Genomic DNA, 26,052 nt, shown 5'->3' on the forward strand with positions numbered 1-26,052 from the left:
TTGATTACAAGTACAGGCAGTAAAAACACCCTCTTCTTCTAATAAACAAAAAAATATAGTCTTTGTCTAGAATACTTTGTAATCGATTACATGTATTTCGGTTCAATTATTTCTTTTCTAAATTATTTTAGGGAGGTGATGAAATCCCAGTATTAATACACCATGTACTAACAAGTAATCTTTAAAGATAGGGGAGAAACCATGAAACTAGGATATCAAACAAATACGTGGGGCGGGGTAGTAGGGCACCCTGCCGGAGTCACTTCGATAAAAGATCTTTATTACCTTGCAAATGGATCAACAGAAGAAGCTTTAAAAGATATTGCAGAAGTTGGATATAAAGGGTTTGAAATGTTTGACGGAAATCTAATGGGATTTAAAGATAAAAAAGAAGAATTTAGAGCGTTGCTGAACCGTTATTCTTTAGACTTTATTGGAGTTTACACTGGAGGGAATTTTATTTTCCCGGATATTTTGGAAGAGGAATTATTAAAAATTGAAGAGGTTGCAGCTCTTGCTTCTGAACTAGGAGCGCAGCATCTAGTAATTGGCGGAGGAGCTATCCGTGCGAATGGTATTTTAGAAAGCGATTACGCTGATTTAGGCAATGCTCTTAATCGAGTAGTAGTAATTGCAGATAAATATAATCTTATTCCAAGCTATCACCCGCATTTAGGAACAAACGTAGAGGCCCCAGACCAGCTGGACAAATTAATGGCACTAACAACGATTAATCTATGTCCGGATACAGCGCATATCGAAGCAGGCGGAGGTAATCCGGTAGAAGTAATTAAAAAATATGCAGATCGCATTAAATACATTCATTTCAAAGATTATTATAATGGAGAATTTCTTCCTTTAGGAGAAGGACATCAAAAGTTTGACCAGATGATCCAAGTGCTGGATGGGATTGGGTATGATGAATGGCTTACAGTAGAATTAGACAGCTATAATGATCCGAAAAAAGGAGCAGAAATCAGCTTTAACTTCTTATTAAGTTTTGAAACGGCAAATAAGTCTTAAGGTCAAGGAGAAAGTAACAGAGATAATATATTAGAAACTTGGAATCTGATTTACCATAACGATATAGCAGATGTTATTTAAAAGATAGTAGATCCGAATAAATAGACTACTTTTATAGGAGGAGAATAAAAATGAAAAAGTTAAACGTAGGTATGATTGGCGGAGGATTTATGGGGAAGGCGCATGCACTTGCTTATGCAGGTATGCCAATGTTTTTTTGGCCGGCACCAGCAATTCCTCATCGACACACAGTCGTTGATGTGACCGAAGAGTTAGCAAAAGATGCAGCGGAACGTTTAGGATTTGAAAACTATTCATCTGATTGGAGAAAGGTAGTAGAAGATCCTGAAATTGATATTATTGATATTGTAACACCAAATGACTCTCATGCAGAGATTGCCATCGCAGCTGCCAAAGCAGGTAAACATATCATTTCAGAAAAACCGTTAGCACGAACTGCAGCAGAAGCAAAAACAATGCTTGACGCAGTAAAAGAAGCAGGTGTTAAACATATGGTGGCATTTAACTATCGCAGAACACCAGCCGTTGCTCTAGCAAAAAAATATATTGAAGAAGGAAGAATTGGAAAAATTTTAAACTTCCGAGGTACGTACCTGCAAGACTGGTCTGCGGATCCTAACTCACCTTTATCATGGCGCTTCCAAAAAGAACGAGCTGGTTCAGGTGCATTAGGTGATATCGGAACACATGTGATCGACTATGCAAGATATCTTGTGGGTGACATTTCAGAGGTAATGGCTGTTGCAAAGACATGGATTGGTGAAAGACCGATTCAAAGTGGCGGTGTAGATAAACTAGGAACAGTAAAAGCAGAAGCTGATGTACCAAAGGGTAAAGTTGATGTAGACGATGAGTTTTCAACTTTAATTAAATTTGATAACGGCGCAGTAGGAAGTATTGAAGCGACTCGTAATGCCTGGGGTCGCAACAACTTCTTAACATTTGAAATTCACGGAGAGAAAGGTTCATTATACTTTAACTATGAACGCCGTGATGAGCTTCAAGTATGTTTCTCTGATGATCCAAGTGATAGCCGCGGATTCAGAACGGTTTATACAGGACCTGCACATCCATATGGAGAAGGTCTATGGCCAATCCCAGCATTAGGGATTGGCTACGGGGAAACAAAAATTATTGAAACATATGATTTCCTCAAATCAATCGCTGAAGATACAAGCGTATCACCAGATTTTGAAGACGGTTATCAAATCGCTGTTATTTCAGATGCTATCCTTGAATCAGCTGAAAAAGGTGTATGGGTTAATCTTACAGAAAATTTAGTGAAAGCTTAAATAATAGTTTAGTAGTGGCTAGTCCTAGTAGACTAGCCTTTATTAGAAATAGAGTTGTTGATTTGTGATTCGGATCAATAAAGACAAGTCAACAAACAGCTATAAAGGTTTTAATTCTCTTTTTAGCTACTACGTAAACAACAGAAATTATAGAAAATACAGTTTATTAAGGTGGAGAAAGAAATGGAAAAAATAAAAGTTGGAGTTATTGGGACAGGGTTTATTGGACCTACTCATATTGAGGCTATCAGAAGACTTGGTTTTGTAGAAGTAGTTGGATTAGCAGAACATGGTCAAGAAGTAGCGGAACAAAAAGCGGTTGAACTTGGAATTCCGAAAGCTTATGGGGATTATCGTGACATGTTAAAAGACAGTGATATTCAAGTTGTTCATAACTGTACACCTAATCACCTTCACTTTCAAATTAATAAAGAGATTATTCAAGCAGGCAAACATGTGTTATCGGAGAAACCATTAGCTATGTCTAGTGAAGAGTCGGCCGAGCTATTGAAATTAGCTAAAGAGCACCAGGTCGTACATGGCGTAAACTTTAACTACCGACAATTTCCGATTGTAAAACAATTAGAAACGATGATCAAAAACGGTGAGTTAGGGAAAGTCAACTTAGTGCACGGAAGTTATTTACAAGACTGGTTATTGTTCGAAACAGACTTTAATTGGCGTTTAGCTCCCGAAGTCGGAGGGAAATCACGAGCGGTAGCGGATATCGGTTCTCATTGGTGTGATACAGTTCAATATGTAACAGGTAAAAAAATTGTCGAAGTTTTTGCTGATCTAGCAACTGTTATACCAGTAAGAAAAAAATCTACTTCTCAAGGATCTACTTTTGGGGGACAAAAAGGACAAGAAGAAGCATATGAAGATGTTCCGATTAACACAGAAGACTATGCATCTGTTCTTGTACGTTTTGAAGACGGGGTAAAAGGCTTATTTACTGTGTCTCAAGTAAGTGCAGGGCGAAAAAATAGGCTAAGTTTCGAAATCGCTTGCAGTCAAAATTCTGCTTTTTGGAATCAAGAAGAACCAGAAAAGCTCTGGATCGGCTATCGAGATCAACCAAATCAAACTCTTCTTGCAGATCCTGCTTTATTTAATCCTGAAGCAAAATCGTCCATTCATCATCCGGGGGGCCATAATGAAGGCTGGCCAGATGCATTAAAAAATGGATTGTTGAATTTCTATACCTTTATTCGAGAAGGTAAAAATCCTTTAAGTGATAAAGCCACTTTCGCGACATTTAAAGATGGACATATGTCCATGTGCATTACCGACGCCATTTTAGCAAGTCATGAACAACAAAAATGGATGAAAGTGAAGGTAAAGCAGGAGGTACGTGCATGAAATTAGGTGTGTTTACAGTTCTTTATCAAAACTTGCCTTTTGAAGAGATGCTGGACAAACTATGTGAAATGGGTGTAGAGGCCGTTGAATTGGGCACAGGCAATTATCCAGGAAACAGTCATTGCAATCCGGATGAATTACTAGAGAACCCGGAAAAATTAAAAACATTTCAAGTTGCCCTTACAAGTAGAGGACTTACAATAAGTAGTCTAAGTTGTCATGGCAATTTACTGCACCCAAATAAGATGGTTGCCAAAAAGGCTCATGATGTGTGGAGAAAAACAGTTTTATTAGCTGAACGTTTAGAAGTGCCGGTGATTAATGGATTTTCTGGGTGCCCAGGTGACCACCCAGGTGCCAAAAATCCGAACTGGGTAACCTGTTCTTGGCCGCCGGAATATACGGAAATCCTAGATTGGCAATGGAATGAAGTAGTCATTCCTTACTGGAAAGAGGAAGTGAAATTTGCAGAGTCACACGGTATCCATCAAATTGCGCTTGAAATGCACCCGGGTTTTGTTGTGTATAACCCTGAAACTCTCTTGAAATTAAGAGAACATGCTGGGCCAAGTATTGGAGCTAATTTTGATCCAAGCCATTTAATTTGGCAAGGGATCAATCCAGTAGAAGCCATTAAAAAACTTGGTCGAGAAGAGGCTATCTTTCATTTTCATGCCAAAGATACGTATTTGGATCAGGCAAATATTAGTGTTAATGGAGTATTAGATACAAAACATTACAGTGATACTTTGAATCGTTCATGGACATTTAGATCAGTAGGATATGGTCAAAATGAAAAAATATGGAAAGATATGGTGAGTGCGCTTCGTGCGGTAGGATATGATTATGTGATATCCATTGAACATGAAGATATGCTAGCTTCGTTAGATGAAGGATTAAGTAAGGCCATCTCTTTATTAAAAGGCGCACAATTTAAAGAACAATTAACTGAAATGTGGTGGGCGTAAGAGTATATTTCCTATATAGTTAATGATAAATACCCGGTTGGGTATTTATCATTAAACATTGAAGAGAACCATCTAATGAGTAAATGTGACTATCAGCATTGTTAAATATATAATTTTGAGGTGATTAAAATGAATGCGATTTCAAAAAGAGAGCAAAACACCAAAGGTCTTCCATCAGCTATGATTTGGGGCTATATCGCAACTCTAATTTTTATGGTAGGAGATGGTCTCGAACATGGTTGGCTTTCACCGTATCTTATCGAACATGGCTTAACCGTTCAACAATCTTCTACTCTCTTTGCAGCATACGGAGCTATATTAGCAATCGCCTCCTACTTTTCGGGTGTCCTTACAGAAGCATGGGGACCGAGAAAGGTTATGATAGCAGGCTTGGTTATCTGGTTAGTTGGTCAAATTCTTTTTATTGAGTATGGTCTAAAACCGCATAATTATGCAGTTATGTTACCGACTTATGCTATTCGAGGATTTGGTTATCCTTTATTTTGCTATTCGTTTTTAGTTTGGGTTACGTATCGCAGTCCTGACCGTATTTTAGCTACGGCAATAGGGCTATTTTGGGCAGCATGGAGTGGCGGTCTTTATGTTGTTGGAAGTTATTTTCCAGCGTATATGATTCCGAAAATCGGATATATCGGATTAATGTGGAGTGCGGTCGTGTGGGTGTTAATCGGTGGATTAATTGGAGTTGTTGTTGTAAAAGGCCAAGTACATGAACGTGAGGGTAACGGCAAGGAAAAATTGAAAAGTTTACTCAGTGGACTAACTATTTGTATTGAAAATCCAAAAATCGCAATAGGAGGAGTTGTTCGTATAATAAACTCGACCGGCGTAGGTGCTCTTCCAATCTTTTTCCCTCTATACTTGTCCTCTGAATATGGATACAGTACAGAAGAATGGTTACAAGTATGGGGAACTATGTGGGTGGCCAATATCTCTTTTAACTTAGTCATTCCCTATATCAGTGACAAATGGTTAGGTTGGCGAAAGACAATTATGTGGATTGGCAGTGTCGGTTGCGGTGTAATGACTCTGGTTATGCTTTATACTCCTCAAATGTTCGGGCATAATTTCTGGGCATTAACTGTGGTAGGCATATTTTTTGGAATCGTTCTATGTGGTTATGTACCACTCTCTGCTCTAGTAAGTTCATTAGCACCTGAAAAGAAAGGCTCAGCTATGGCTATTGTAAGTTTTGGGGCTGGAATGTCTTACTTTATTGCACCTGCAATTGTGGGAACATTCATTGGTAGCATGGGTGTACACGGAGTCATGTGGATATTTGCTGGTTTGTATTTTGTTAGTGCTATTTTGATGGTATTTATGAAATTACCAGGTGAAGAAAAACAAAACAAAAGCAGTTATTCATCTGAGAAACAAGTCGGTTGAAAGTAAGGACAATCTTTTCCTATTAAAACATTGTTGTATACTTATACTTAGATAAAAAAATAAACCTACTCAGTTAATGACTAATTAATTAAAGGGAAATTGTATAGGTTTTAGATCGGTAATCTATTTTATATACAAGAGAAAAGACAAAAACTAACTTCTGAAAATTAATATTTTACACTTTATTCTTTATGACGACAAATACATCCTTTTTTTACGTTATATGTAATAATCAAAACTTATTTTAATGAAACATTTTAATCCTTACATTGATTAAATATCCAACCCTTTCGACTGAATAGAAGTAAAACGTTGAGTGCATCCTCATGAAATAATGTGAACATGAGCATACTAAACCTATCCAACCCAAACTAGGAGGTACATGATGAAAAATCAGTCTAACAATTCTCAGCCTGTAATAGGGGATGACAGATTTAACACTGCTGGATATACTTCTGATGAAGCCAATATCAATATCAATAATGTTCATGGAAAACATCTACCTAACTTCAAAGAGAAAGATTCTACCCCTGAGAATGAGGGTGCTTCTTCTACGAAATAATAAAGTCCTTTCAACGAGAACTTAAAAGGTTTCTCGCCAGTCTGAAAAGAAGGTTAATATTTATTAACCTTCTTTCTTTATTATTATTAATTATGACAATACCTAAAAGTATACTTTTTAGTAGCAAGATGAACTACTTATTACTTATAGATTTAGCATAAAGAGTGGGTTTTTCACCATAGTTATAATAAGGATAAATTACATCTATTAAGCAACCTAAAGGTGGTGAGTTTTTATGAAAAACAGGGATAAAAGACGAAAAAAGAAACGTGATTTTTTAAAGGATTACTTAAAAAACAAGTTAGGAAATTGGAAGCCTAGACTTGGCAAAGAGCCTACCTCTAACTCTAAGACGACGACTCAAGAAAATAGAAACCTTGATTAGATAATATTTAGGTGGAGGTATTTAAAGATTTTTCACCATAAAAAATAGCCCCCTTTAGAAGTCTAGCTCTAGAGGGGACTTGCTTATAAGGAATATTTATTTAACAGCTTCTTTTAATTCTTTTCCTGGTTTAAAAGCAGGAACCTTTGAAGCCGGAATTGTCATTTCCTCACCTGTTTGAGGGTTACGACCTGTACGAGCTGCACGTTCACGTACTTCAAATGTTCCAAATCCAATCAACTGAATTTTTTCCTCTTTCGCAAGTGTGTTAGAAATCGTTTCAAACAACGCTTCCACAGCTTTTTTAGCATCTTGCTTTGATAGTTCTGCTTGTGTTACAACTGCATCTACTAGTTCAGTTTTATTCATATTCAAACACCTCATCCTCTTATTTTTAGATAATATGTAGAGATGCTAACATATCATAGCTTCTACAAGCTTGTCACTTAATAAGATTAGATAAAAAGAAGAAGAATTCCTATTTTTCCGGGAATCTTCATACTAAGATTTGCTCTGTGGCGAAATGAAGTCCATTATAAAAATAATAAACGTTAGATAATTTTAAAATAACTTGTTAAATGAATCTTTAATACCTTTTAATTTTAAAATATAGATAATATTTGTTGTTACATTATTCATAAGAGTAAATAATAATATAAGTAATAGTTAAAAATAGTTTAACTATTACTTATATTGTCGAAAAACAATATATTTGTCGTCATATAGAGTAAACGATAAAACTATAATTTTTATAACGTTTATTCATTTACTCCTTTCTCTGGAAGACGTTTATGCATTTTAAAAAAAGCTCTCCATTTTATATGAATGGGGATGAGTCGGGGAAAAACCAAAGGTGATGGTGATCCTCATACATTGGAAAGTCTGCAGAAACAGGTTGATGGCAGTTATATCGAGACAATCAGGTTAGGAGCTGGGATTGTCCTTATCATCGATGAGGAAGGGAAATTGAACGGCAGCAAGCCCAATTTTGACATCATTGATGATGTTGTCATGGGCGATGCTTTCTTTGTTGGTGAAGGAATGGTGTATAGCGAAATGGATTTCATCGATTTGAAAGATTGGCAGATTAAATTGATTCTATCTGAAAATGGCATCAAGTTTGATGAACCGAAGAATGAACCTGATTTCAGTTTTGATTTTATATCATGGAAATAATCAGCAAATGGACCAAATGGGGGCTGAAAGGGATGAAGAGATTGCTAACGGTGGTGAATCATAGGGAAGCGATGTTTATTATCGATACAAGGTTTCCTCGCGACTTATTTTTAGAGCCATCGGGAGGATGTTGGATTGGTATCGATAATTCAACAGGAGAAGCCCGGACGGAAGAATTCAATTCGCTACGGGAGTGCGTGGCATGGTTAAGGGGAGAAGATGAGGAATGAAAGAGTTAATCGGATTATTGGGGGATTTGGTACCAGAAGGGAAAACCGTTATCTGTCTGGATAATGAAACAAGGGCTCGTCTGGACGAGATTTATGAGGAAATGAACGAATTACTTATATCTGCCGATGAAATCAATGCAGAGAGGGGCATGAGTACGGTCGCTATGGGCTTTAGTCCCTATTATATAGAGAGAATTCAGAACGGATCCTTGGTTTAATTCATGAGGTTGAGAACAGCTCTAAAAAGTTGAATGAAATGATGAAAATAACCTATCCAGATTATTGGGATATCGATGATGAGGAATTACCATTCTAGGGGGAAATATAGATGATGAAAAAATATAGTGAAAGAATATACTTAAAGTAATGGGGCAGGTTAGTTGAAGAAGAAATTCTTGCCTTGGCTATGGATAACAGATGTTATAAAACTATGCAGAACCCGAAGGAACAAAAGCGGAAGCGTGTAGATGAGAGGCGTGAGTCTAGACAAGCTGGCGAGAAGGTTTGCTCTTTAGTCTTCTTGACGGATTGGCTTATAACCGCGCTGGAGCTGGACATCTCATAAAATATAAAAGAATAAGCACAGGGACAGCTCTACTTCTTCAAAGAGGAAAGAATCCGTCCCTGTGATTAAAAACTTATTTTCTTTTGAGAAGCCAGTCTTGAAAATCGGTGGCAACTATTCTTTCACCTGTGATTCCCTCTGCAGCAGCTGATGCTAAAAAAACAATCGGCTCGGCCATAACCCTTGGATCTAATAGCTGGAATTTTGATTCAATCTCTTTTCGAACTTCGTCCGGAATCATCCCGGTAGTAGTGGCACCACCCGGTAAAAGCATATTCACCATAATTCCATATTCCTTTAAATCTTCGGCCATTATATATGAGAGTGATTCAGTGGCTGCCCTTGATGGTCCATAAGGTACAAAACCCTTTCTTTTCATAGTCTCATGATTCATAGAAATATTAATGATTCGCCCATGACCTTGTTCCATCATTAAAGGAGCAAACCCTCGAGCTACTAAAAAATATCCTGTGAGATTGGTATCAATTAAATCTCGAAACCCCTCTGGTGTTACTTTAAAAAATGGCTGAGGCTCGACTAAAAAACGCGGGTTTACTGTCCTCATCCCAATTCCCGCATTATTGACGAGAACATCGAGCTTCCCCCATTCTCTTTTCACCCATTCGATCGCATTATTGACGGATTGTTCTGATCGAACATCCAAAGGAATTCCAACAGCAGGATAACCCTCGCGCTTTAATTTCTCTACTGCTTGATCCAATTTAGTTCCAACTCTAGAAGCTAACGCCACCGTGGCTCCAACTTGAAGCAAAGCCTCCGCCATGGAAAATCCCAGGCCGCTTGAAGCACCTGTTACGAGGGCATGGATATTTCTTAACTCTTTTGTATTCATTGGCATTTTTCCTCCGAAATGTTATTAAACCACTGACTGATACAGTATTCTAGGTAATCATCACTTTATACGAAATTTCTTTAAAAAGCAAAGCTATGATAAAAGAGTAGTGGACTTAAATTGCTAAAGGTTGAAGTGCTTATTGTGCTAAAGAGGCAGTTTAGCTTAAATACATTTCTTCATAAAGTTAAAAAAGAAAATTTTCCTAATTTCTTATTTATAACAGCTTAATGTTGATTCGGGAATATTGAACTTCGCTACCTGCTAATTGAATTCTACTTCATCTGGAGACCTTTAAATTAAAATGTTTCCTTTCTTCTGACAGACTTATTAAATTTCGAAAACAATCAATTCAATCATCTTTTCGTATAGAAAAACTTATTAAGAAACATGCATTAGAAAAAATATAAACCATATAAATGAGATATCCCGTTTGAATGTTTGAGGAGGATATTATGAAACCTATGTTACCTAGTGAAAAATATTTCGGTAATTTAGAACTAGTTTATGCATTTTATGGGGCTATGCCTACAGGTGTTACTGTTTCAGAAACCGGTCGTATTTTCATTTGCTTTCGGAAATGGGGAGACGATGTTAAATTTACAGTGGCGGAAATTGTTCAGGATAAATTGCAGTCTTATCCTAATTTACAAACCAATTTGGTTAACTCCGAAAATATCACAATGACTTTCATCAGTGTCCAAAGTGTAGTTGCTGATGGAAGGGGAACGCTTTGGATATTAGATACAGCGGCACCCAATTTTTCTGAACCTATTAAAGGGGGAGCCAAATTAGTCGCTGTTGATTTAGAAACCAATACAATAAGAAAAGTATATACCTTTACAGAAGATGTTATTCTACCTACAACTTATCTGAATGATGTCCGTTTTGATTTTCGTGTTGGAAAAGCAGGTTATGCCTATATAACAGATTCTTCTTCAAGAGGACCAGGAGCTATTATTGTCGTAGATTTATCAAATGGAAACGCGTTTAGACGGTTAAATGGAGCAAAATCAACTTCACCCGATCCCTATTTTTTACCGAAGGTAGAAGGTGAAATTTTGATGAATAGAAACATAGATGGCTCAACTTCCCCATTTAGATTGGCTTCTGATGGAATAGCAATTTCTCCCGATGGCAAAGTTTTATTTTTTTGTCCACTAACCAGTCGTCATCTTTTCTCGATTTCAACAGAAGTTCTAAGAGACCGAACTATACCAGACAAAGATTTAATTTATCATGTGGAGTATTGGGGAGAAAAAGGTGCGTCTGATGGAATGATCACCGATGCAAAGGGAACTGTTTATGCTGGAGATTACGAAAACAACAGTATTCGTAAGATATTGCCAAATGGCATAATGGAAACTATCGCACATGATCCGAGAATTTTGTGGCCGGATACTTTTTCAATTGGCCCGGATCAATATTTGTATGTCATTGTAAACCAATTACATCAGCAGCCTAGATTTCATTATGGAAAAGACTTACGAGAGAAACCTTATAGTTTACTTCGTATCAAAATTGATGAATTTCCTGCTCCAACCTTTTCATAATAAAAATAGTCAATTAATTGTTTTCATTATATAGTGTAAAACAAACACGAGTAAGCAAGAAGTATTAACTTTATTTACTTCTGCCAAATAAAATCAAAATGGTTTAATAGAAACAGTTTATTTGGTTAGTGTTAAACTGTTCCAGGAAATTTTTCATAATATCGGTAAATTCAATGCTGTATTGATATTATTTAAATCCAAACTGATCTGTTCGTTTGTATCCCAAGCATGGTAATCCTTATAAGCTTATTTAATAACATGAATACCGTATACATATCTAGTTAACATAATCACCATTTATCGGTAGTTACTTAATCCTGTGTTTGAGTATGGATAGGTCTGCACAGTTTCTCCACATCTATTTGATATAAATAGTGGACAGCAGTACTTATTACAATGAAAGGGTGTATATATGAAAAAGTTCCTATTTGTCGTGGTATCTCTCTTAACTATGATTGCTTTGGTAGCATGTAATAAGGATTCTGAACATAAGCAGATGAAACACGACATGGCAAACATGGACCATAACGATTCTTCAAAAGAAAAACAACAAGTTGCAGTACAAACCGATTGGAAGTTTGAACACTATCCTCAGGCTAATACAACCAACCACTTAACAATCACAATCAAAGATAATAAAGGGAAGCCTATTTCCGAATTTGAGGTAAATCACGAAAAGAAAATGCATCTGATTGTTGCAAGCAAAGACTTGTCAAAATATCAACACATCCATCCTACTTATAAGGGAAAAGGTGTGTTCACAGTACCTGTTACGTTTACTCAGGGAGGATCATTTCAGTTAATTGCTGACTTTGTACCGAAAGGACAATCGGATACAGTTCAAATGCATACGGTTTCTGTTAAAGGAAATACACCACCTCCTGTTAGCCTTACACCTGATAAGAAATTAGTAAAAACTGTTAATAGGAATCAAGTGTCTCTTAAAATAGATAGCCAGCTAAAAGCGAGTCAGGAAACTATGCTAAATTTTCATTTTGAAGACGCTCAAACCAAACAGCCTATTCAGGATTTACAACCATACCTTGGAGCTGTAGGACACGTCGTCATTCTAAATCAAGACGCAACAAAATATCTGCACGTACACCCGATGGATGAAAGGGTAAAAGGATCTAATGCTATGTTCCATACAACATTCCCTTCACCTGGCGTCTATAAAGTTTGGGGAGAGTTTCAGCGCAGTAACAAAGTCTTTATAGTTCCATTCGTAGTGGAAGTTAGTAAATAACTAAAAAAGAATCTATCTCTGTGAGTTATTCGTCAATCATTCTTTCTGTATAAACTACTTCAGATAAATTAGATCATCCAAAATACATTTATATTACAGCAAGGAACTACTGTTGAGGGACAGTAGTTCCTTCTTTTTTTTGACTCTATAACCTATGAATGTTCAGTTAACATAATGCCTCTTTCCGGTACACAACCCAAAAAGAACTCTTTGTGCCATAAGGAGTTTCAGATAGGATGACTACTTCCTTTATGTAGCTTTTTATACATCCTTAATTTATCAGGCTTTTTATTAGGAGGATCAACCTTTTTAACGAATAAAAAGCGCACCTTTTATTCGTATGTAGCCATACATTAAGAATAGTCTTTGATTACAAAAAAATGGTAATATAAATATGTTTCATACTTCGAATATGTATGGACAAACCCTGATGAAAAAGCAACCTTGTCTGCCATACCAAGGTTGCTTTTTATTTTATTAACGATAATAATTACTTTAACATCTTGTAATAGTTTTAAAAGTCAAGTCCGTAAAAGTATAAGTTTCTAGTCCATAAAAGAACAGGAAGAATACATGATATAAAACACCAACATATTTAAATTGAACTGTACTCTAATCATTAGAAATAACCTAATGATTAGAGTACAGTTTTTTAATTTATTAAGGAATGTCTTCCTCCTCTTGTTAGTTAATATAAAGTTTCTATTACTGTATAGAGTATTTCTATAATCTATCCCATAAAACAAAACCTATAATAAAGAAAAATAGCTCAAACAAACTAACCCTAAAGAACAAAAGTTTACTAAATTTTCATTTTAAAATAATTTTAAAAGTGGTGAAGATGATGCAAAAAGTAGTAGGAATTATAGGTGGGATGGGGCCGTTAGCAACAGTAGATTTGATGAAGAAGGTGATTTTGCATACACCAGCAACAAAGGATCAAGATCATATCCATATCATTGCTGACAACTTTTCTCAAATACCTGATCGAACAACAGCAATTTTAGGGAAAGGTGTAGATCCTTGCCCATACATGATCCAGTCAGCGCAACGTTTGGAAAAAGCAGGCGCAGATTTTCTAGTAATTGCATGTAATACAGCTCATTTCTTCTTTGAGTCAGTAAAAAAATCTGTTCATATTCCTATTTTGCATATGCCTGTAGAAACAGCTAAATATCTACAAGAAAATCATTTTAAAAAAGTAGGGTTGTTAGCTACGGATGGAACCATTAATACAAAATTGTATCAACATAGCTGCCAGAACTATGCTATAGAGGTTATGGAGCCAGATATGATCATGCAAAAAGAAGTAATGGAAGGAATATATGCTATTAAAGGTGGAAAATCAGCAATAGGATTTATGAGCCTTTCCACAGTAGCTAACAAATTGATAGAAGCAGGCGCGGAAGCTATTATAGCAGGCTGTACGGAAATTCCTCTTGTACTTAAATCCTCTGGTGAAATGGTTATTATTGATCCAACAGAAATTTTAGCTAAAACCATTATTAAAACAGCTAATGAGACAAGTAAGAGGGTTGAATTAGTGTAATATTTAAAATTGCTTCCTCTCTTTCTTTTAAGTATTGTATGGAGAAGTGTTATAGTAGATAAAAATAATGATGAACGAAACTAAGGAGCAGTTAAAGATGAATATTGAAAATATTGAGGCTTTCATCTATGTATGTCAACTAGGTAGTTTCAATAAAGCAGCAGAAGCTCTTTATTTAACTCAACCTTCTGTAACAGCACGGATTCAGTCCCTAGAACGTGAAATTAACATAAAGCTTTTTCATCGAAATGGAAATAAAATTTCTTTAACTGAAAAAGGGGAATATTTTTTCCCACATGCACAAAAAATTCTTCAGTCTTATCAGGAAGCAAAGTACGGTTTACAACAAGTAAATATCCCTTATGAGTTGGTGATTGGAAGTGCTTTGTCAATCTCTAATAATATTCTTCCGGATATTTTGCCAGCATTTATTTCAGAATTTAAGGACGTTCGAATAAAGATTTTAACAGGCCATTCTAAAGATATTTTACACAAGGTAATTAATAAAGAGGTGGACTTTGGCATTGTACGAACAGAAACCCATCCTCAAGTAGAATCAATTCGTCTTTATAATGATCCAATCAGTCTTTTCGTTCCTAAAAATCATATTTTTTTAAAAGAAGAGAGTGTAACAGTTGAAGATGTAAGTAAGCAGCCACTTATCTTTTTTGATTATGGATCGATAGATTGGCTTGCCATTCATCGCTTATTCTTGAGTAAGGGGTTAAATCCGAATATATACTTAGAAGTTGATAATATGGAAACAGCAAAAAATCTTGTACTTCAAGGCGTAGGCATCTGCTTTTTACCTGAGCATTGTGTAAAAAAGGAATTAGAAAATGAAGAGTTATTCCGAGTAGAAATGACTCCTCCTGTGAAAACAAACATTAGCATTGATTTCATTTATTTAAAAGGGAAACCTACATCTGTTTTCATGGATTTCTTAAAAGAGAAAATGTTTGAACAGCACTAAACCCATTAACACTCAATGGGTTTAGTGTTTTTTTATGTAGAAAATGATTACTTTATCTACCTACAATTAATATCTTCTATAACCTTATAGCTTTCTTCTATAACTTAACTTACTAAAAGGAATTTATAATGATTACATTGGATGATTAAATTTAAAGAAAATTATGATTATTAACATTAAAATTATCCAATATTCATCATAATCATTATCATCACTAAAAGAAGGGGTTGACCAATAGTTATATCTATACTGGAAATTATTGTTGCTAGTTAAACGATAAGTTAAGTGATAAGTTTTATGGTGAAAGTCCTTGCTTCATCAAGAAAAGTAAAAATGAAAGGGGTTTCATTTATGAGAAAGTTTGGATTAGCTACACAGATATTTATTGGGCTTGCTTTAGGTATTATCGTAGGTGCAGTTTTCTATGGTAATGAAACAGCGATGTCTATTCTTCAACCAATGGGTGATATCTTTCTTCATTTAATCAAAATGATTGTTATTCCAATTGTTGTAGCCGCCCTTGTGGTATCAATAGCAGGTGTAGGTGATATAAAAAAATTAGGAAAACTAGGTGGAAAAACGATTCTTTATTTTGAAATCGTTACTACAGTTGCATTAGCGATTGGTCTACTTGCTGCAAATATATTTCATCCAGGTACTGGAATTGATATGGGGAATCTGGAAAAAGGTAATATCTCGACATATGAAGAAACAGCTAAAGCAAGTGAAAGTGGTAGTATTGCTGATAAATTTGTTCATATCATACCAAGTAACATCTTTCAATCGATGGCAGAGGGAGATCTACTTGCTATAGTCTTTTTTTCTGTACTGTTTGGAGTAGCTGTTGCAGTTATCGGAGAAAAAGGAAAGCCTGTTTTAAGTTTCTTTGATGGTGTATTAGAGGCCATGTTCTGGATGACAAACTTAGTTATGAAGTTTGCTCCATTTGGTGTATTTGCATTAATTGGTGTCAACGTAGCAAAGTTTGGAATTGGTTCATTAATACCTTTAGGGAAACTGGTATTAGTTATATATGCTACAATGTTTTTCTTTGTATTTGTTGTACTAGGGATTATTGCGAAATTTGCTGGTACAAACATATTTACCCTTATGAAAATTTTAAAAGATGAGCTAATTTTAGCATTTACAACTGCAAGCTCAGAATCGGTATTACCAAGGTTGATGGCTAAAATGGAGAAGTTCGGATGTCCAAAGGCTGTTACTTCCTTCGTTATTCCTACAGGTTACACCTTTAACCTTGATGGATCGTCTATTTATCAAGCAATTGCTGCAGTCTTTATTGCTCAAATGTACGGCATTCATTTATCTATTGCAGAACAGATTACACTTTTACTCGTATTGATGTTGACTTCTAAGGGAATGGCAGGCGTTACAGGTGCTTCGTTTGTAGTGGTGTTGACAACACTCAGCTCAATGGGTCTTCCATTAGAAGGCATGGCCTTCATTGCAGGGATCGATCGTATTTTAGATATGCTTCGTACATCTGTAAATGTAATAGGAAATGCATTAGCTACTATTGTAATGTCTAAATGGGAAGGCGAGTTTGATCAAGAAAAGGCAGCACGTTATACAGCATCTATAAAACAATCTGATGTCGCATAACTAGTGGTAATGACTAATAAATAGGAGGAAACATCGTGGTGAATACTGAAGTAAAAGAACAAAAAGATGTACGAATTGAAAAAGATTTTTTAGGTGCAAAGCAAGTTCCAAATGAAGCATATTATGGAATACAAACACTACGTGCGGTTGAGAATTTTCCAATAACAGGTTACAGAGTGCATGAAGAGCTTATTAAAGCTTTAGCCATTGTAAAGAAAGCTGCGGCTCTTGCTAATATGGACGTGAAACGTTTGTATGAAGGACTCGGTAATGCCATTGTAAAAGCTGCCGATGAAATCATTGAAGGAAAAAGAAATGAAGAGTTTATTGTTGATCCTATCCAAGGCGGAGCCGGTACATCAATGAATATGAATATAAATGAAATGATCGCTAATCGTGCTCTGGAGTTACTTGGACATGAAAAAGGATCATATGTGCATCTAAGTCCAAATAGTCATGTAAATATGTCGCAATCTACAAATGATGTATTCCCGACTGCGATTCATATAGCAACGCTCAATTTACTAGAAAAGCTAGTAAAAACCATGGGCGAGATGAAATCTGTATTTCAAAAAAAGGCCCAACAATTCGACCATATTATAAAAATGGGTCGTACTCACTTACAAGATGCTGTTCCAATCAGACTCGGTCAAGAGTTTGAAGCATATAGTCGTGTTTTAGAGCGTGATATAAGACGTATCAAGCAATCACGTGAGCATTTATACGAGATAAATATGGGAGCAACAGCCGTAGGAACTGGGTTAAATGCAGATCCTCGTTATATCGAAAATGTTGTGAGACATCTAGCTTATATTAGCGAGTTACCATTGCAAGGTGCGGATCATCTTGTAGATGCTACTCAAAATACAGATGCTTATACAGAAGTCTCTGCTGCCTTAAAAGTTTGTATGATTAATATGTCTAAAATCGCAAATGATATTCGGTTAATGGCATCAGGTCCTCGTGCGGGATTAGCTGAACTTATATTACCAGCTCGTCAACCTGGTTCATCTATTATGCCTGGAAAAGTCAATCCAGTTATGCCTGAAATGATTAATCAAGTGGCTTTTCAAGTAATAGGTAACGATCATACAATATGTCTAGCTTCGGAAGCAGGGCAGCTTGAGCTAAATGTAATGGAGCCTGTTCTCGTGTTTAGCCTACTTCAGTCAATCAGCATTATGAATAACGCATTTCATGTTTTTACAGAACATTGCTTAGAAGGCATCGAAGCAAATGAAGAACGTTTAAAAGAGTACGTAGAAAAAAGTGTAGGGATTATTACAGCGGTAAATCCACATATCGGATATGAAGTAGCAGCACGAATAGCTAGAGAAGCTATATTAAATGGAAGGTCGGTACGAGAACTATGTTTGCAATATGACGTATTGACTGAGGAGGAACTTGAATTAATTTTAAATCCGTATGAGATGACAAACCCAGGAATCGCTGGTAATTCTCTTTTTAGCAGAAGTTAAATAAACATCCGCAAAGCAAAGGAAGCCTTTTTCAAAAGGCTTCCTTTGCTTTGCGTACAAACAAATATAGCTTTTTTTAAGATTAATGAAATTTACTTTTTTCATTTTTACTTAGGCTAAATTAATTTCAATAATTCACAGAAAATCTTTGACTTTATTCTTTTAACATTTTAAAACAGAATCAAATCAGATTTCCCTAAAAGTATAACTTTTTAGAAACACGAAAGCTACAATAAAAGAAATAACTGTAAAAAAGCATTGGTATTCTCTGATTCAGAAATCAAATAAATTGTAGAAAAAGAACTGATTTTTCTACATTATTCCGTTGAATACGGAAATCCCTTGCCTCTAAAAGCAAAGGATTCTTTTTTCGGGTTAAGAGCATTTTATTATAAGCTTTAGTATTCATGTAGAGTTGAATTCACTAAAATGATAAGAAGTATGAAGAACCATAATATTAACTTATAATTTATCTACATAATTAAATTGTATTTAAAAAAGATTGAACGAATGGTATAGCAGCCCCGATAGGAACTCCATTTTTAGGTGAACGGCTAATATGAATAAATGACTCATTATTTGGAAATGGGGTTTTATCATAAACTTTTTTATGAAGAAATTCAATATCTTTTTCTTTTAAGTAAGGAGAGATATGTCCACCTAAAATAAATTCTCTGTTAATAACAAGATTAATATTATTGATTGAAAATGCTAAATCATCTAAAAATGAGGTCCACCTCTCTTGATAAGAAGCGTTCCCAGATCGTAATTCTTCAAAGAAAAATTCTAATGATTCATCTTCTTCTAGCAGGGCACTAACAGAACAAAATGTTTCCATACATCCTTTTTTCCCACAGTAACACGGGTCTCCATGAGGGTCGACCGTCATATGTTCTACCGTACCACTATGCCCTTCTCTTCCCATATAAATTTGATTATTTATAATAAGAGCCCCCCCAAGATGGGTACCAATTGACAAATAGATAATGTCTCCAATATCATTTCTAATCCACAGTTCTGTAGTAGCTGCACACTTTGCATCATGGAAAAACACACAACGATAATCTAGGTGCTGTGAAAATACCTCAATATCTAAACCTGTACAGTTTAATATTTTTCCATATGTAATACTCTTCCCATCAGTTGATGTTAAAGCTTGTACTGCAAAACCAATACCAAGGACTTGTTCCTTTTCTACATTAAGAGATGAGATAAAATCATCTACAGCATTGCTTACTTCTTTGAAATAACGATCTGTATTTAAATATTCAATTGATAGTTCTCTCTTTGCAAATGCAATACCAAGCAAATCAATTGCTAAAATGCAATCATTGAAAAAATGAGATTGGATGAAAAGAAAATCTTTGTCACAGGTGGAGCAAGGGGTATTGGAAAGAGTGTTGCAATCGCTTTCGCTGAAGCAGGAGCCGATGTAGCGATTGTGGATCTGGATTTTGAAGCAGCTCAAAAAACCGCAGCTGAGTTAAAAGAACATCATGAGGTTGAAACGATTGCTATTGAAGCCGATGTTACAAAACCAGAAGATGTAGATGGCATGATTGAAAAAATACTTAACGTTTTTGGTCGTATAGATGTTGCCTTCTGTAATGCTGGAATCTGTATGAATGTACCTGCAGAAGAAATGACTTTTGATCAGTGGAAAAAGGTCATTGATATTAATCTAACTGGTGTATTTTTAACAGCTCAAGCAGCTGGAAAAGTAATGTTAAAGCAAGGTGGCGGTTCTATTATTAATACGGCTTCTATGTCAGGCCATATTGTAAACGTGCCTCAGCCGCAGTGTTCCTATAACGCCTCTAAAGCAGGAGTAATTCAGTTGACAAAATCTCTGGCAGTAGAATGGGCTACAAGAAATGTACGTGTAAATTGTATTAGTCCAGGCTATATGGGTACGGAACTTACATTAAATTCTCCAAGTTTGCAGCCCTTAATCGAGCAATGGAATCAAATGGCACCTCTTAAGAGAATGGGAAGACCAGAAGAACTTCAATCTATATGTGTCTATCTTGCTGGAGATACTAGCAGCTTTACCACAGGAGCAGACTTTGTAGTAGACGGCGCCTTTACTTGTATTTAATAGTATAGTGGCTGATGCTCATCCAGGCATCTTAGTTAGTTTACTTAAAACATTGAATAATATTCATAGATAAATTTACCTTTTGTATATCTAGAAGAATAATAAAACAAGATATGGAGATGTTAAGCATGTGCATAGCAAGGAAGGTGGCACACTATAATGAATTTTATAAGGAGGATAACAATGGGTATTTTAAGTGGCAATCCTACAGACGAACCAATGCATTATGGTGAGGTGTTTGGAACATGGTCGTATCTTTCTACCTCAAAAGGGTTAGTGTCTGGCTATCAAACATTTCTAAATCATGTAGGAGACAAGGATCTACATAAGTTGGTACAAGAAACTATCGAGCAGTGTCAGCAAGAAATGAAAGGCATAGAAACGCTGTTAAAAGAAAATGGAGTAGGTTTACCGCCGACCCCACCTGAACGACCTGAAGCTTGTTTAGATGATATTCCAGTAGGTGCACGCGTTCAGGATCCAGAAATTGCAGCTGCAATTTCATTGGATATAGCTGCTGGTCTAGTGGGTTGTAGTCAACTGATTGGACAATGTATTCGTGAAGATATTGCAGCCATGTTTGCACAAATTCATATGCAAAAGGTAGCTCTTGGAGGAAAGTTTCTACGACTTAATAAAGAAAAAGGTTGGTTAATTCCGCCACCTCTTCATAAGTCTAAAAAATCTGATTGTTAACGATTAGCATTCTATAGAATACAAAAAGGTGTTTCTTAGCAAATAGGGACACTTTTTTCATTTCCTATAGTCGACATTATGATAACTAAAAATAACTTATGCAAGCAGACTAAAAAGTATAAGTTGGGGCAAATGGTTATACTAATCCCATCTTTCACAATCCATTAGGAGGGATGAAAATGAATAACATTAACCATGAAACTAAAATTACTGCATCAGAACTTGCAAGTCTTTGGATGCAATATGAAAATGACAGTTTGTCACGTTGTATTCTTCTCTATTTTATAAATCATGCAAAAGACGAAAACATTCGTGAGGTACTTCAATATGCTCTTGAATTAGCAGAAAATCATCTTGAAAAAGTTAAACAATTTTTAACGCAAGAAAATTATCCGATTCCTATAGGTTTTACAAATGAAGACGTTACAGTAGAAGCACCTCCTTTATTTACTGATACATATATGATTGTTTATTTACAAATCATGGCTATTCACGGCATGACTAGATACTCTGGCGCAGTCAGCATCAGCATAAGAGAAGACCAGAGACAATACTTTATTAAATGTAGTTATGAGACGATGGAATTGTATAATAGAGCAACGAATATTTTGTTACACAAAGGGATTATCAGTAAACCTCCAACACTAAACAATAAACAGAAAATCGATTTTGTAAAGGAACAAAACTTTTTAAGAGGTTGGTTTGGTAAACGTAGACCGATTAATGCAGTCGAAATCAGTGCTGCCTACCTTAATATGCAGAAAACACTAATGAAAATAGTACTCGAGTTAGGCTTTAGTCAAGTTGCTCGATCTACAGAGGTCCGAGATTATATGGAACGGGGTAGGAAGCTTTGCGAAAAACACTTTAATATCCTAACATCAATGTTAGAAGAAGATAATTTGCATGCGCCAAGAACATTTGAGTCAGAAGTAACTGATTCAACAGTGCCTCCTTTTTCAGATAAGCTGATGCTGTACCACGTAGTGACACTACTTTCTGCTGCCATAGCTTATTATGGTGAGGCCTTATCAGTTTGTCAAAGAAGAGACTTGTCAGTTGATTACGCACGTATGATTACAGAAATGGGGCTATTAGCTGAAGATGGGGCAAATCTTTTAATAGATAATGGATGGATGGAACAGCCACCCACTGCCACAGATCGTGAAGACTTGGCAAAAAATAAATGATGTGAATGTTATGAAAAAAAAGGATAAAGTCGTGGAAAGAATTTTGTGGAGTATTGCATTACCTGGCTTTGCCCAAATATTAAACGGTAAACTTTTTAAAGGCATTCTTTTTATTGCACTTGAATTTATGATAAATGTAAATTCTCATTTTAATGAAATTATTCGTTTAAGTTTTATTGGAAAAATAGAGGATTCAATTACTCAAACAAATTATCAATGGCTTATGTTTTATCCTTGTGTTTACTTTCTTGCAATGTGGGACGCAATTAAAGATGCGGGTGGAGGAAAAGAACCTTATTCTTATCTTCCTTTTGTATTCTCTGCATGTTTTGTTACCATAGGAATTATATATTCATCAAAAATCACGTTGTTTGGGATTATGCTAGGGACTGTATGGTTTCCAATGATTTGTGTGATACCGGGATTAATTATAGGCTTTTTCTTAAAAACAATCATAAAAAAAAGGATGTATAACTAAGTCATCTTTGTTTATTGAATACCGAGAAAGGTGATTATGTAAAATAGCTTTGTATATAGTATACATCTTCATTTATTGAATTAGATGAATTAAACTAACAAATAAATGGGGGTAAAAATATGAATAAAAAAATCTTAGGTTCTTTCTAAGTGAAAGGAAATCAACTTATTGTTTCAGATCCGTGTTATCCAGTAGAAGATGCGTTTGACGAAAGTGACATATTATCTTGGGTATTGGAGCCAGCTAAAAGTGGAGAATGGGAATCGACTGTCTTCTTCACTGAAGATTTTACGATAACTAAATTAATGGCCTGTCACCGCGATATTGAACTGGGTTCAGAATGGATAGAAACAGGTAAAGATATCGGCGTTGATTCTGCTATGGCGGGTATATTTGATGCATCCGTTTTCGGAAGAGATGAAGCTATTTCATATGAAGTAAAGAATATTTATGAGATAGAAATGGACGAAGAAGGCATGAAATATTATGTCGCGTGCTCAGACATCATCGCTTCTTCTGATGACGAAGCTGGCATCGTAGCAGGTGGTACAGTTTCAATGTCTGGTATAGGTGATGGATACTATCCCGTTTTTGTTCAATACAATGATCAACATGAAATTGTAGCTGTGTTGTTGGAATTTTACGTAGAAGAGGAAGAAGAATAGAATGAAGCAGTAAGAGACTTTCAATAAAGGAAGTCTCTTACTGCTATCTAGAATGGTGATTATGTTAACTAAAATTGTATACGATATACATAAACTTAGCGTCTCTTTTTATCATGATCTTTTTGAGTGTCTTTTATTGTTTTAGCCATAGCGAAAAATATAATTAATACTATAATCAGGCCAAGTACAATTCCTCCAAACAATAGGCCTACCCCTTCCTACCTTCCTATTTTTGTTAATTATATCATATAGGTTAATAAGAAGTTCTATGTCGCTTAGGCGCCGAGAAAAAACATTATGTTAATTTAGAATATATAGACTATACATCTTTAGTAAGGAGATTTAATGAGGAAATACATAATATTAGATATGCCTATAAATGATATTAAAAAAGTTATGATAGTGAAGATCAAAGACGAAGTAAATATGTTTCTTTACGATACGTTAGATGATGTGCCTTCAATTGGAGACTATAGTTTTGAAACATTACAAGAAGCTGAAGACTTTTTTAACAAGGAATTTTCAAAAGAAAAAGATAGTAAAGCTTCTTGGATTTATGTACCAAATCCAATCGAGGAGTGTCAGGAAGATATTATTAAACCAGTAAGAATTAAGGCTATAAATACTTGTACGCCTCAATGGGGAACTTATGAGGAATTCGTAAACGGAAAGTGGATAGACATTAAGTTTTAGCATACTTACTACCGATAAGCCGTTTTATGTTAAGTAAGTTTAAATCTCCTATATATTATAATTGGACAATATCTTCTTAAGACAGGACAAAATTGTGTCTTTTGCTTATGGTACAATCATTAAAGTCCAAAGGGATAAATTGAAATTTTTTAGAGTGTATCTCGAAATAATAAAAGTATAGGTGATAATAATGGCAACAATTGAGGATTTTTTTAAATTAGATATTCGTATTGGTACGATAGTAAAAGCCGAACCATTTCCAGAAGCAAGGAAGCCTGCAATAAAACTAGAGATAGACTTTGGTGAGCTTGGAGTAAAATGTTCTTCAGCTCAGATTACACGACGTTATAAGCCGGAACAATTAATTGGATCTCAAGTAGTTGCTGTGGTGAATTTTCCTCCTATGCGTATTGCTGGTTTTAAGTCTGAGGTGCTAGTTATGGGTGGAATTCCGAAAGAAGGAGATGTAGTACTATTAAAGCCTAGTGAGGTTGTTAAAAATGGTACACCCATTGCTTAATAATGTTATTATTTAGGCCTTTTAAATAAACAGTGCGGTATACGTGTAGGAATACATTGTAATGGGAAAATACGCCTATAAAGAATTCTGTCTTTTATTCAAAAAAGGTTTAAGCTAAAATCAAATAATATATGTTCATGATACTAGACTAAATTTGAGGTGAAATAAATGTTCTTAGCTCCATTATTTGAAAATGATGTACCAGTAGCACTTCTCCGTCCTTAATGGAGTAAAGTGACTACTTCTCTCCGTTGGGGCATACATTGACCTACTTTTTAAATACGGAGGGTACAAAAAATGAAAAACACCTTATTAGGTTCTATATATTTAGCTTTAGCTGCCAGCATTTGGGGCGGCATGTACGTTGTCGTTAAAGTTGTTGTAGCAGCTATCCCACCATTAGAATTGGTTTGGATACGATATGTAATTGCTATTCTTGCACTTGTTATCATCGGTTTGATAAAAAGACAATCTTGGAGAATTAATAAACGCCATATCCCTTTGATTGTCGTTATTGGTGTAATTGGTAATGCCATCTCAATTGTCACCCAAGAATACGGCACAATGCTATCTTCAGCGCAAATGGGGGCCATTATTACATCATCCACACCAGCTTTTATGGTGATTTTTGCTCGGTTAATTCTTAAAGAGAAATTGAATATGAAAAAAGGAATATCTATTTGTTTGGCTACAATAGGCGTATTACTAATTGTCGGAAATGGACACATAAATATGTCTAGCCAGCTTGGTGGTATTTCACTACTCATGGCGGCTTTAACATGGGCTTTAATGTCTATTCTTATAAAACGTGTGCCAAACAGTTATTCTCCAGTCGTCATTACAACTTATTCAATTTTAGTTGCTATTTTGGTACTCACTCCCTTTGTGTACAAAGGCTTAGGTGAGATTCATATTTCCAAGTTAACTGATCCGACTATCGGAGGAGGACTATTATATTTAGGTATCGTTTCAACAGCTTTAGCATTTATACTTTGGAATCGCGGATTACAGTTATTAAATGCTTCAAGTGGAGGTTTATTTTTCTTTTTTCAACCTCTAGTAGGAACGTTACTTGGCTGGCTCCTCCTAGGAGAAAGTATCGGTGGAACGTTTTGGATAGGTTCATTCTTAATTCTTAGTGGTGTTTTATTAGTTATCAAAGGAAAAACGAACTAATTTATAGTTAAAATAAAGAGCACCAGTTCAAAACTGGTGCTCTTTATTTTAATGTAAACCTTTTGTCAATAACTTCAATATATATGTGTAAATATTAAAGTATTAATAATATATTTATAGTTTCACTATTTACTTTCCCTTACGATAAATTGTTTATTTTACTTCTTATGGAATGCCCACCTATCTTTTAATTTCCTTCTAAGAAATTTTTATATTAACTATAACCAAACGGAAAATTTATAAATATTTAATGTTACTATATTTTTAATA

At 35.4% G+C, this 26,052-nt stretch carries 27 protein-coding genes; 24 read left to right on the forward strand and 3 right to left on the reverse strand.

What is annotated here, in order from left to right:
• Positions 1-201: 201 nt before the first annotated feature.
• From LIS78_RS08850 to LIS78_RS08880, 7 genes are all read left to right on the forward strand, one after another.
• Entirely contained in the window at positions 202-1,023 is an 822-nt protein-coding gene (locus LIS78_RS08850; protein ID WP_209151372.1) for a sugar phosphate isomerase/epimerase family protein, read from the forward strand.
• A gap of 131 nt (positions 1,024-1,154) precedes the next feature.
• Positions 1,155-2,336, forward strand: a complete 1,182-nt coding sequence (locus LIS78_RS08855; RefSeq protein ID WP_209151373.1) for a levoglucosan dehydrogenase — start codon at positions 1,155-1,157, stop codon at positions 2,334-2,336.
• Between the two features lie 183 nt (positions 2,337-2,519).
• Positions 2,520-3,698, forward strand: a complete 1,179-nt coding sequence (locus LIS78_RS08860) for a Gfo/Idh/MocA family protein (protein WP_209151374.1) — start codon at positions 2,520-2,522, stop codon at positions 3,696-3,698.
• Entirely contained in the window at positions 3,695-4,666 is a 972-nt protein-coding gene (locus LIS78_RS08865; protein ID WP_209151375.1) for a sugar phosphate isomerase/epimerase family protein, read from the forward strand. The genes LIS78_RS08860 and LIS78_RS08865 overlap by 4 nt, the downstream gene beginning before the upstream one ends.
• A 129-nt stretch (positions 4,667-4,795) precedes the next feature.
• Positions 4,796-6,073, forward strand: coding sequence for an MFS transporter (locus tag LIS78_RS08870; RefSeq protein WP_209151376.1), 1,278 nt, complete (start codon positions 4,796-4,798; stop codon positions 6,071-6,073).
• 385 nt (positions 6,074-6,458) lie between these two features.
• Complete coding sequence (locus LIS78_RS08875) at positions 6,459-6,635, forward strand: hypothetical protein (protein WP_209151377.1); 177 nt, start codon at positions 6,459-6,461, stop codon at positions 6,633-6,635.
• A gap of 235 nt (positions 6,636-6,870) precedes the next feature.
• A complete protein-coding gene (locus LIS78_RS08880) occupies positions 6,871-7,020 on the forward strand; it encodes a hypothetical protein (protein ID WP_168797094.1) in 150 nt (49 codons plus the stop codon).
• Positions 7,021-7,116: 96 nt separating this feature from the next.
• Here the strand turns inward: LIS78_RS08880 and LIS78_RS08885 are convergent, their stop codons facing one another.
• Entirely contained in the window at positions 7,117-7,389 is a 273-nt protein-coding gene (locus LIS78_RS08885; protein ID WP_209151378.1) for an HU family DNA-binding protein, read from the reverse strand.
• 504 nt (positions 7,390-7,893) lie between these two features.
• Between LIS78_RS08885 and LIS78_RS08890 the strand changes: the two genes are divergently transcribed.
• The 3 genes from LIS78_RS08890 to LIS78_RS08900 are packed head-to-tail and all read left to right on the forward strand — an operon-like array spanning position 7,894 to position 8,644.
• A complete protein-coding gene (locus LIS78_RS08890) occupies positions 7,894-8,196 on the forward strand; it encodes a DUF3846 domain-containing protein (RefSeq protein ID WP_252284991.1) in 303 nt (100 codons plus the stop codon).
• A 32-nt stretch (positions 8,197-8,228) separates the two neighbouring features.
• Positions 8,229-8,426 (forward strand): hypothetical protein, encoded by a 198-nt coding sequence (locus LIS78_RS08895; protein ID WP_195780523.1) that lies wholly within the window; start codon positions 8,229-8,231, stop codon positions 8,424-8,426.
• Positions 8,423-8,644 carry a hypothetical protein gene (locus LIS78_RS08900; protein ID WP_195780522.1) on the forward strand — a complete coding sequence of 74 codons (222 nt, stop codon included), beginning with the start codon at positions 8,423-8,425 and terminating at the stop codon, positions 8,642-8,644. Before LIS78_RS08895 ends, LIS78_RS08900 begins: the two co-directional genes overlap by 4 nt.
• Before the next feature lie 420 nt (positions 8,645-9,064).
• Here LIS78_RS08900 and LIS78_RS08905 read toward each other — a convergent pair whose 3' ends face one another.
• Entirely contained in the window at positions 9,065-9,844 is a 780-nt protein-coding gene (locus tag LIS78_RS08905) for an SDR family NAD(P)-dependent oxidoreductase (RefSeq protein WP_245210675.1), read from the reverse strand.
• A gap of 455 nt (positions 9,845-10,299) precedes the next feature.
• Between LIS78_RS08905 and LIS78_RS08910 the strand changes: the two genes are divergently transcribed.
• The 6 genes from LIS78_RS08910 (at position 10,300) to aspA (ending at position 18,266) form a co-directional block, all read left to right on the forward strand.
• Positions 10,300-11,397, forward strand: coding sequence for an L-dopachrome tautomerase-related protein (locus LIS78_RS08910; protein ID WP_252284992.1), 1,098 nt, complete (start codon positions 10,300-10,302; stop codon positions 11,395-11,397).
• Between the two features lie 412 nt (positions 11,398-11,809).
• A complete protein-coding gene (locus tag LIS78_RS08915) occupies positions 11,810-12,643 on the forward strand; it encodes a DUF8832 domain-containing protein (protein WP_209151381.1) in 834 nt (277 codons plus the stop codon).
• 844 nt (positions 12,644-13,487) lie between these two features.
• Positions 13,488-14,192: a cysteate racemase gene (gene cuyB / locus LIS78_RS08920; RefSeq protein ID WP_252284993.1), complete on the forward strand. Its 705-nt coding sequence runs from the start codon at positions 13,488-13,490 to the stop codon at positions 14,190-14,192.
• Positions 14,193-14,289: 97 nt separating this feature from the next.
• A complete protein-coding gene (locus LIS78_RS08925) occupies positions 14,290-15,165 on the forward strand; it encodes a LysR family transcriptional regulator (protein ID WP_252284994.1) in 876 nt (291 codons plus the stop codon).
• Between the two features lie 351 nt (positions 15,166-15,516).
• On the forward strand, positions 15,517-16,788 hold the full coding sequence (locus tag LIS78_RS08930; protein ID WP_209151383.1) for a cation:dicarboxylate symporter family transporter: 1,272 nt from the start codon (positions 15,517-15,519) through the stop codon (positions 16,786-16,788).
• A 38-nt stretch (positions 16,789-16,826) separates the two neighbouring features.
• Positions 16,827-18,266, forward strand: a complete 1,440-nt coding sequence (gene aspA, locus LIS78_RS08935; RefSeq protein WP_434092359.1) for an aspartate ammonia-lyase — start codon at positions 16,827-16,829, stop codon at positions 18,264-18,266.
• Positions 18,267-18,747: 481 nt separating this feature from the next.
• Here aspA and LIS78_RS08940 read toward each other — a convergent pair whose 3' ends face one another.
• A complete protein-coding gene (locus LIS78_RS08940; RefSeq protein WP_245210676.1) occupies positions 18,748-19,575 on the reverse strand; it encodes an ROK family protein in 828 nt (275 codons plus the stop codon).
• 30 nt (positions 19,576-19,605) lie between these two features.
• Here LIS78_RS08940 and LIS78_RS08945 point away from each other — a divergent pair, with 30 nt between their 5' ends.
• The 8 genes from LIS78_RS08945 to LIS78_RS08980 all read left to right on the forward strand — a co-directional run bounded on the left by LIS78_RS08945 (position 19,606) and on the right by LIS78_RS08980 (position 25,782).
• Positions 19,606-20,364 (forward strand): SDR family oxidoreductase, encoded by a 759-nt coding sequence (locus tag LIS78_RS08945; protein WP_195780515.1) that lies wholly within the window; start codon positions 19,606-19,608, stop codon positions 20,362-20,364.
• A gap of 183 nt (positions 20,365-20,547) precedes the next feature.
• Entirely contained in the window at positions 20,548-21,060 is a 513-nt protein-coding gene (locus tag LIS78_RS08950; RefSeq protein ID WP_195780514.1) for a DUF3231 family protein, read from the forward strand.
• A 179-nt stretch (positions 21,061-21,239) separates the two neighbouring features.
• Complete coding sequence (locus LIS78_RS08955; RefSeq protein ID WP_195780513.1) at positions 21,240-22,250, forward strand: DUF3231 family protein; 1,011 nt, start codon at positions 21,240-21,242, stop codon at positions 22,248-22,250.
• A gap of 10 nt (positions 22,251-22,260) precedes the next feature.
• On the forward strand, positions 22,261-22,728 hold the full coding sequence (locus LIS78_RS08960) for a hypothetical protein (RefSeq protein ID WP_195780512.1): 468 nt from the start codon (positions 22,261-22,263) through the stop codon (positions 22,726-22,728).
• Between the two features lie 149 nt (positions 22,729-22,877).
• Positions 22,878-23,393, forward strand: coding sequence for a DUF4241 domain-containing protein (locus tag LIS78_RS08965; RefSeq protein ID WP_209151384.1), 516 nt, complete (start codon positions 22,878-22,880; stop codon positions 23,391-23,393).
• 345 nt (positions 23,394-23,738) lie between these two features.
• On the forward strand, positions 23,739-24,086 hold the full coding sequence (locus LIS78_RS08970; protein ID WP_209151385.1) for a hypothetical protein: 348 nt from the start codon (positions 23,739-23,741) through the stop codon (positions 24,084-24,086).
• Between the two features lie 190 nt (positions 24,087-24,276).
• Complete coding sequence (gene csaA / locus LIS78_RS08975; protein WP_195780509.1) at positions 24,277-24,606, forward strand: chaperone CsaA; 330 nt, start codon at positions 24,277-24,279, stop codon at positions 24,604-24,606.
• A 297-nt stretch (positions 24,607-24,903) separates the two neighbouring features.
• Complete coding sequence (locus LIS78_RS08980; RefSeq protein ID WP_195780508.1) at positions 24,904-25,782, forward strand: DMT family transporter; 879 nt, start codon at positions 24,904-24,906, stop codon at positions 25,780-25,782.
• Positions 25,783-26,052: the final 270 nt, after the last annotated feature.

The sequence above is a fragment of the Priestia megaterium genome (assembly GCF_023824195.1).
GTDB classification, from domain to species: domain Bacteria; phylum Bacillota; class Bacilli; order Bacillales; family Bacillaceae_H; genus Priestia; species Priestia megaterium_D.